Raw genomic sequence first — 8,171 nt, 5'->3', positions numbered from 1 at the left:
ACACGCTCGTCGACCGCGACACGGTGCGCGAAGTATACGCGGCAAGTCACCCGAGGGCCTTGACTTAGGTAGGCTGGAGGCGTGACCGATCAAGATGCGCTGTTCCCGCCGATCGCCGACGACGAATTCCCGGTTCCCGCCCCGCTCGACTCCCACGGGCCCGCCCGCATCGTGGCGATGTCCAACCAGAAGGGCGGCGTCGGCAAGACGACGACGACCATCAACCTGGCGGCCGCCCTGGCGGCGTACGGGCGGCGCATCCTCATCGTCGACTTCGACCCGCAGGGGGCCGCCAGCGCCGGGCTGGGGATCAACGCCCGGGCCCTGGAGCGGACGATCTACAACGAGCTCATCGCTGCCAAGCCGAATCTCCACGAGGTCATCGTGCCGACGAGCATCGAGAACCTCGACCTCGTGCCCGCCAACATCGACCTGTCGGCCGCCGAGATCGTCCTCATCAACGAAGTCGCCCGGGAGCAGGCGCTCTCGCGGGTCCTGCGCCCGGTCGTCGACGACTACGATCTGGTCATCATCGACTGCCAGCCCTCCCTCGGCCTGCTGACGGTCAACGCCCTCACCGCCGCGCACGGCGTGCTCATCCCCCTGGAGGCCGAGTATTTCGCGATGCGCGGCGTCGCCCTCCTCACCGAGCAGATCGAGCGCGTCCAGGAGCGCCTCAACCCGCGCCTGCAGACCGACGGGGTGCTGCTGACCATGGTCGACACGCGCACGCTGCACTCCCGGGAGGTCGCCAACTCCGTGCGGCAGGGCTTCGGCGACACCGTGTACACGACCTACATCTCCCGGACCGTCAAATTCCCCGACGCGACCATCGCCGCCGCGCCCATCACGCTGTACGCCCCCTCCCATCCGGGGTCCGTGGCCTACCGCCAGCTCGCACGCGAGATCGTCGCACGGGGGCAGTGCGCCTAGCGCATGGACGCGCCCCCGCCGCGGTCCGCGGAGAAAGGCGGGCCTTCGCCGCCGGGTTCCGACGCGTTCCCCCGGCCCGTCTCGACCCTCCCTCGCCCATCGCCGCGAGGCGGCCGGAGGACGTAGACGCCGTCCTGGGGGTGTTAGTGTAGATCCCGTCGTTCGCACGTTCGCCGCGCGCGAACTCATCGGGGAGGCGGGGACCGCCGCCTCGGGTGCCGTTGCGGCGCCACCGCATATTCCCTCGGGGCGATGGGCAACCTCGCCCGCCGAACTCGCGCCGCCGGCGCCCCGTCTCCCGAGGCACACGAATTCGACGACGTCGCAAAGGAGACCGATGAGCGACCCGCACGTGCCGGGCGGCCAGCGCCTGCAGAAAGTCATGGCCCACGCGGGGGTGGGGTCGCGCCGCGTGTGCGAGGACCTCATCGCCCGCGGCCGGGTGACGGTCGACAGCCAGGTCGTCACCTCGCTGGGGACCCGCATCGACCCGGCCACCGCGGTCCTCCACGTCGACGGGGCCCGGGTCCAGCTGGACGCCTCGAAGGTGACCCTCGCCCTGTACAAGCCGCCGGGCGTGGTCTCCACCATGGTCGACGAGCGCGGTCGGCCCGCCCTGGCCCAGTACGTGGCCGACCGCCCCGAGAGGCTCTTCCACATCGGGCGGCTCGACCGGGACACCGAGGGCGTCATCCTCCTGTCCAACGACGGCGAGCTCGCCCACCGGCTCACCCATCCCTCCTACGAGGTGCCGAAGACGTACGTCGCCCGGGTGGAGGGCACGGTCACGCGGGGGCTGGGGCGCGTCCTCAAACGGGGCGTCACCCTCCACGACGGCCCGGTCGCGGTCGACGGCTTCGTCCTGCGCGAGGCCGCCCAGCGCAACTCGATCGTGGAGATCACCCTGCATTCGGGGCGCAACCGCATCGTCCGGCGCATCATGGAGGAGGTCGGGCACCCGGTCATGGAGCTCGTCCGCACCAAGTTCGGCACCGTGGAGGCCGGCCGGCTCAAGCCGGGCAAGACCCGCGTCGTGGCGGGAAGCGAGCTCGGCGCGCTCATGCGCCTGGTCGACCTGTGATCCCCTCGCCGGTCCGCATCGTCGGGAGCGGCCTGCTGGGGGCTTCGCTCGGGCTGCGCCTGCGCCAGCTGGGCGCCCGCGTGCAGCTGGAGGACGCCTCGCCGGCGTCGGCGGCCCTGGCGCGCGACCTGGGGGCGGGGGAGATCGCGACCGAGGATTCGCCCGCCCCGCGGCTCGTGGTCGTCGCCACGCCGCCCGACGTGAGCGGGGACGTCGTCAAGGCCAGCCTCGACCGCTTCCCGGAGGCCGTCGTCACCGACGTCGCCTCCGTGAAGGCGCGCATCGTCGGGGAGGTGGCCGGCCATCCGGGAGCCGACCGGTACGCGGGGTCGCATCCCATGGCGGGGCGCGAACGGTCCGGCGCCATCGCCGCGGACGCGGACCTGTTCGTCGGCCGGCCGTGGGTGATCACCCCGGTCGGCGGCCTTCCGGAGGGCGACGGGCGCCCGCCGCGGGGCGAGGAGGCCGTCAGAGCCGTTCAGCGGCTCGCCCTGGCCGTCGGCTCCCTGCCCGTCGTCATGGACGCCGCCGCCCACGACACGGCCGCCGCCGTCGTCTCGCACATGCCGCAGCTGATCGCCTCGCTCGTGGCCGGCGAGCTGCGCTCCGCCCCCGCCCAGGCCCTCGAGCTGGCCGGCCAGGGCCTGCGGGACGTCACGCGCATCGCCCATTCCGATTCCCGCCTGTGGGCGGCGATCATCGCGGAGAACGCCCCGGCGGTGGCCGCCTCGCTGCGCGGGGTCGCCAAGAACCTGGACGCCTTGATCGCCGCCCTGGACGGGGGAGAGGAGGATCCCTTCGCGCCCGGCGTCCTGGCCGGCGTCTCCTCGGCCATCCGGCGGGGCAACGACGGCGTCGCCCGGATCCCCGGCAAACACGGCGGGGCCCCGCGCAGGTACGCGGGCGTCTTCGTCCTCGTCCCCGACGAGCCCGGCCGGCTGGGACGCCTGCTGACGGAGGTCGGGCAGATCGGCGTCAACATCGAGGACCTCCAGCTGGAGCACTCCCTCAACCAGAAGGTCGGCCGGGCCATGATCAGCGTGCTGCCCGGCCAGGCCACACGCCTGGCCGTCGCGTTGGAGAGGCGCGGATGGCAGGCGATCGTGGAAGGAAAGGAGCACGAGGTGGGAACAGTCATCGCGGTGGACGGCCCGTCGGGGTCGGGCAAGTCCACAGTCTCCCGGGCGGTCGCCCGGCGGCTCGGCCTGGGCTATCTCGACACGGGGGCGATGTACCGCGCCCTGGCGTGGTGGTGCGCGCACGAGGGCGTCGATTTGGACGACCGGGAGGCGGTGGCCGCGGCGGCCGCGTCCATGCCCTTGGAGATGTCGCTCGACCCGGACGATGGGCGCGTCTGCGTCGCGGGGGTGGACGTCAGCCGGCAGATCCGCACGCCGGGCCTGTCCAAGGTGGTCTCCAAGGTGGCCACGAACCTGAAAGTGCGCGAGGAGCTCGTGCGGCGTCAGCGCGCGATCGTGGAGGGGGCCCGTTACGGGATCGTCGCCGAGGGCCGGGACATCACCACGGTGGTCGCCCCCGACGCCGACGTGCGCGTGCTGCTGACGGCCTCCAAGGAGGCGCGGCTGGCCCGCCGGGCCTTGGAGACGCGGGGGAGCGCGGACGCCGCGGCCGTGGCCGCGACCCGCGACGAGGTCCTGCGCCGCGACGCCGACGACTCCGCCGTCGCCGAGTTCCTCACCGCCGCGGACGGCGTGACGAGGATCGACTCCTCGGCGATGGGCGTCGAGGAAGTCGTCGAGGCCGTCGTCTCGCTCGTCCCGGAGGGCGGGCGGTGACGGGCCGTCCGGACCGCCCGGAGGCCGCCCGGGCGGACGGCGCGCAGGCCCATCCCGACCAAGCCCGCCCCGACGCCGCGCGTCCTCTCCCGGACGGCTGGCCCGCCGGGGACGAGCGGCGCACGGACGCCCTGCGCTCCGGTCTGGACGCCTACGAGCTGACCGACGAGGACCTCGAGCTGCTGGAGGCCGCGGACGAGGACGCCGCGCCGGCCGACGCCCCGCCGCTGCCGGTCCTCGCCGTGGTCGGGCGCCCCAACGTCGGCAAGTCCACCCTGGTCAACCGGATCGTCGGCCGGCGCGTGGCCGTCGTCCAGGACACCCCCGGCGTGACCCGCGACCGGGTAAGCTATCCGGCCTCCTGGAACGGGCGCGACTTCACGCTCGTCGACACGGGCGGGTGGGAGCTGGACGCCGCCGGGATCCACGCCTCGGTCGCCCGGCAGTCGGAGGCCGCCGTCCAGGCCGCGGACGCGGTGGTGCTCGTCGTGGACGCCACCGTCGGGATCGCCGACGCGGACGCCGACATCGTCAGATTGCTGCGCCGCTCCGGCCGACCCGTGGTCCTCGCGGCGAACAAGGTGGACTCGGCGGTCCAGGAGTCGGACGCGGCCGTTTTGTGGGGGCTTGGACTGGGCGAGCCGCACCCCGTCTCGGCCATGCACGGCCGAGGGATGGGGACCCTGCTCGACGCCGCCCTCGCGGCTCTGCCCGAAGAGTCGGCGGCGGCCGGCCCGGCGCCGGCCGGCGGGCCCCGCCGCATCGCGATCCTCGGGCGCCCCAACGTCGGCAAGTCCTCGCTCCTCAACCGCCTAGCGCAGGCCGAGCGCGTTGTCGTCGACCCCCTCGCGGGCACGACTCGCGACCCGGTGGACGAGACCGTCGAACTGGACGGGCGCCCGTGGACGTTCGTCGACACCGCGGGCGTCCGCCGCCGCGTCCGCCAGGCGAAGGGCGCGGACTTCTACGCCTCGCTGCGCACGCAGGCGGCGCTGGAAAAGGCCGAGCTCGGGCTGGTCCTCCTGGACGCCTCCGAGCCCCTCACCGAGCAGGACGTGCGCGTCATGCAGCAGGTGATCGACGCCGGGCGGGCGCTCGTGCTCGTATGCAACAAATGGGATCTCGTCTCCGGCGACCGCCGCGCCGAACTGGACCGGGAGATGGAGCGCGAACTCGTCCAGATCCGCTGGGCCGAGCGCGTCAACCTGTCGGCCAAGACGGGGTGGCACGCCAACAGGCTCACCCGCGCCATGCAGACCGCGCTCGACTCGTGGGACAGGCGGATCCCCACGGGGCGGCTCAACTCCTTCCTCGGCGAGCTGGCCGCCGCGCATCCCCATCCCGTCCGCGGAGGCAGGCAGCCGCGGATACTCTTCGCCACGCAGCCGAGCGTCCGCCCGCCGCGCTTCGTCCTGTTCGCCAGCGGCTTCCTGGAGGCCGGATACCGGCGCTTCATCGAGAACCGGCTGCGCGAGCGCTTCGGCTTCCCGGGGACGCCCATACAGATATCGGTGCGGGTGCGCGAGCGCAGGAAGCGCCGGTAAGGCGGGGGCGCGGTTGCCGCATCCAGGGGTCGTGGCTGCCACAGCCGGCCCGCCGGCGGGGCGCCCCGTCGAATCGGCCGGGCCGCGGGTGGCGTCAGGTGTGCAGGACGACGTTCTCGGGCGCCTCGCCGGCGACGAGGTGTTCGGCCTGGCGGCGAAGGAGGGCCAGGAGCCTCGGGTCGCGCTTAGCCGGCAGACCGGCCATGTGCGGGGTGAGGAGGTCGGCCGCCTGCCACAGCGGGTGGTCCGCCGGCAGGGGCTCGGGGTCCACGACGTCGAGGGCGAGCCTGATGCGGCCCGCGTGCCGGACGAGCGCGTCGGTGTCGGCGACTTCGCCGCGCGCGATGTTGACGAGGAGCGCGCCGTCCCGCATGGAGCCGAGGAAGGAGTCGTCGACCATGCGGCGCGTGGCGTCGTCGAGCGGGACGGCGATCACCACGACGTCGGCGCGCGGGAGGAGCTCGCCGAGGTCCTCCCGGGAGTGGACGCGGCCGAGGTCGTCCTCGCGTTCGGATCTGGCCACGCGCAGGATGTCGACGCCGAAGGGGACGAGCCTGTCGGCGATCGCCCGGCCGACGCCCCCGGTTCCCACGATGAGCGCCGTCGAGCCCGCCATGGCCGGGACGAGGAGGCGGTTCCACGAGCCGGACGTCTGGTTGCGCGCCGCCAGGTGTATGCCGCGGAGGGCGGCGACGATGAGGCCTACGGCGAACTCGGCGGTGGGCGCCTCGCGCACGCCCGCGGCGTTGGCGACGGCGAATCCCGCGGGGGCGTGCTCGGCCGCGCCGTCGTATCCGATGGACGCCAGCTGCACGAGGGACCCCGGCTCGACGGAGTCCAGGCGCTCGAGGAGTGCGAACTCGCGGTATTCGGGGACGGCCACCATGTCGATCGCGCGGCGCGGCGCCGGCCCGTCCATGGGCCAGACGGCGACCTCGACGTCGAGGTCCCGGAAGGCCCGCGCGTATCCGCCGTCGGGCACTGACACTACGATTCTCGTCACGAAGCCATCGTAGCCGACACGCCTTCCAGGTTACTCCCCGGTTGGTGAGCTATAGTCGGAGGCCGAGGCAACAACTGCAGACAGGCGAACACACATGGGCGGTCGGACGGACAGAGTATCGTGGGACACGTTGCGGGCTTTCGTCGCGGTGTACCGCAACGGCTCGATTTCCAAGGCGGCGGATGAGCTGGGCATGGCCCCCGCGTCCGTCTCCTCGAAGATCGTCTCTCTGGAACGGCGGCTGGGGTGCCGCCTGTTCGAGCGGACCCACGTCGGCATGGTCGCCACCGACCGCGGCAAGGATTTCGCCGATCGCGTCTCCCGGCCCGTGGACGCCCTCGCCAAGGCGGTCCACGCGGGGATCAGGCAGGCCGGCTCGGGGGAACGCACTGTGTTCATCGCCGGGCCCGCGGAGTTCCTGTCGATGGTCGTCCTGCCCCGGATCACTCAGATGCTTCCAGGCAGTCTGCGGCTCAACGTCCGCTTCGGCGTGGGCGACGAGCTCATCGAGTCGATGACCACCGGCCAGGTGGACATGATCGTCAGCACGGCGGCCCCGCGGCGGTCGGGCATCGCCTTCGAGCCGATCTTCGACGAGGAGCTCGTGCTCGTGGCCCATCCCTGCTGGACGGAGCAGGCGGCGCGGAGCATCGACACGATCCCCATCCTCGCCTACGACGCCACCCTCTCGATCGTGCGGCGCTACTGGCGGGTCGTCTTCGGGCGCCGCCCGAGCAGGCTGCGCAGGGCCGTCGTGGTGCCCGACATGAGGGTTCTGGCGGGGATCGCCGCGCGGGGGGCGGGGATGACGGTGCTGCCCAAGTACCTCGCCGAGGACCGCATCGCCAAGGGCGACCTGGTGGTGCTGCACGAGCCCGAGACTCCGCTGGTCAACACCCTGTACGTGGCCACGCGCCGCAAGGTCGCCGACCCCGACTCTGCGGTGGAGATGGTTCGCACGGCGCTCGTCGAGCTGAGCGGCAGCCGGGCGTAAAAGCCCCGGACGCCCGGTGCGGGCGGCCGCCACTTCCACCCAGCCGAAAGGCTTGCGGCCCTCGAGCCCGCGACATTCCGCAGCCGGATCTCGCTCGGCCGGAACATGGCCCTTCCGCCCGGATTCCCGCGTCCATCATAATTCCCACGTCCACCATACATACGTGTTATCATGTATGTATGAAACGAAGTGCTGACGACGCGGCGATGACGCGTCGGGCGCTGCTCGCGGCAGCGCTGGAATCCTTCGAGGCGAAGGGGTGGCGGGGGGCAACGTTCGACTGCATCGCTGAGCGGGCGGGGGTGACGCGGGGCGCCCTGCACCACCACTTCCGGTCGAAGGGCGACCTTCTGGCCGAGGCGCTGGAGTGGGGGTGGTCCGAGTACGCCAGCCGTCTCTTCGACGGCTCCGGCCGGCCCACCGATCCCCGCGAATGGCTGGAATCCCTCCTGAAGGAGTTCGTCACGCTGCTGCACGGCGACCAACGCTTCCGGGCTCTGGCCTCCACGACCGTGCTCGTGGCCCCTCAGGCGATGAACGACGGCGCGCACGGCAGCGCGCGCAAGCACGACGCGATGGACGCCTGGCGGGATCGCATCCTCGCCGCGCTCGACGGGACCCGGCCGTCCACCTCGCCCCGGACGGCCGCGGGCCTGGTCCTCGTGCTCCTCCAGGGGCTCACCGTCACGGCGGTGACCCGTCCCGACGACCTTCCGCAACCCGTCGAGCTCGACGCGGCGGCCGCCGCTCTGACGAGGGGGTTGCTCACGTAGAAAGACACTGACGTTTCCATGACAACCGATACGACAACTGATCGAAT

At 72.6% G+C, this 8,171-nt stretch carries 7 protein-coding genes; 6 read left to right on the top strand and 1 reads right to left on the bottom strand.

Features of this window, described 5'->3' with window-relative positions:
- Positions 1-81: 81 nt before the first annotated feature.
- The 4 genes from HMPREF0043_RS03740 (at position 82) to der (ending at position 5,354) form a co-directional block, all read left to right on the top strand.
- A complete protein-coding gene (locus tag HMPREF0043_RS03740) occupies positions 82-933 on the top strand; it encodes a ParA family protein (RefSeq protein WP_021601541.1) in 852 nt (283 codons plus the stop codon).
- 337 nt (positions 934-1,270) lie between these two features.
- A complete protein-coding gene (locus HMPREF0043_RS11675; protein ID WP_021601540.1) occupies positions 1,271-2,014 on the top strand; it encodes a pseudouridine synthase in 744 nt (247 codons plus the stop codon).
- Positions 2,011-3,810 carry a prephenate dehydrogenase gene (locus HMPREF0043_RS11900; protein WP_021601539.1) on the top strand — a complete coding sequence of 600 codons (1,800 nt, stop codon included), beginning with the start codon at positions 2,011-2,013 and terminating at the stop codon, positions 3,808-3,810. The genes HMPREF0043_RS11675 and HMPREF0043_RS11900 overlap by 4 nt, the downstream gene beginning before the upstream one ends.
- Positions 3,807-5,354: a ribosome biogenesis GTPase Der gene (der, locus tag HMPREF0043_RS03725; RefSeq protein ID WP_021601538.1), complete on the top strand. Its 1,548-nt coding sequence runs from the start codon at positions 3,807-3,809 to the stop codon at positions 5,352-5,354. The genes HMPREF0043_RS11900 and der overlap by 4 nt, the downstream gene beginning before the upstream one ends.
- Before the next feature lie 94 nt (positions 5,355-5,448).
- Here the strand turns inward: der and HMPREF0043_RS03720 are convergent, their stop codons facing one another.
- Complete coding sequence (locus HMPREF0043_RS03720; RefSeq protein ID WP_040317779.1) at positions 5,449-6,357, bottom strand: NAD(P)-dependent oxidoreductase; 909 nt, start codon at positions 6,355-6,357, stop codon at positions 5,449-5,451.
- Positions 6,358-6,451: 94 nt separating this feature from the next.
- Between HMPREF0043_RS03720 and HMPREF0043_RS03715 the strand changes: the two genes are divergently transcribed.
- Both HMPREF0043_RS03715 and HMPREF0043_RS03710 read left to right on the top strand, forming a co-directional pair.
- A complete protein-coding gene (locus HMPREF0043_RS03715; RefSeq protein WP_021601536.1) occupies positions 6,452-7,351 on the top strand; it encodes a LysR family transcriptional regulator in 900 nt (299 codons plus the stop codon).
- 179 nt (positions 7,352-7,530) lie between these two features.
- Entirely contained in the window at positions 7,531-8,124 is a 594-nt protein-coding gene (locus HMPREF0043_RS03710; RefSeq protein WP_021601535.1) for a TetR/AcrR family transcriptional regulator, read from the top strand.
- The last annotated feature ends 47 nt before the right edge of the window (positions 8,125-8,171 follow it).

The organism is Actinobaculum sp. oral taxon 183 str. F0552, assembly GCF_000466165.1.
In the GTDB taxonomy this organism is placed as follows: Bacteria; Actinomycetota; Actinomycetes; order Actinomycetales; family Actinomycetaceae; genus Peptidiphaga.
This window is presented reverse-complemented; position numbering and strand designations above follow the sequence as displayed.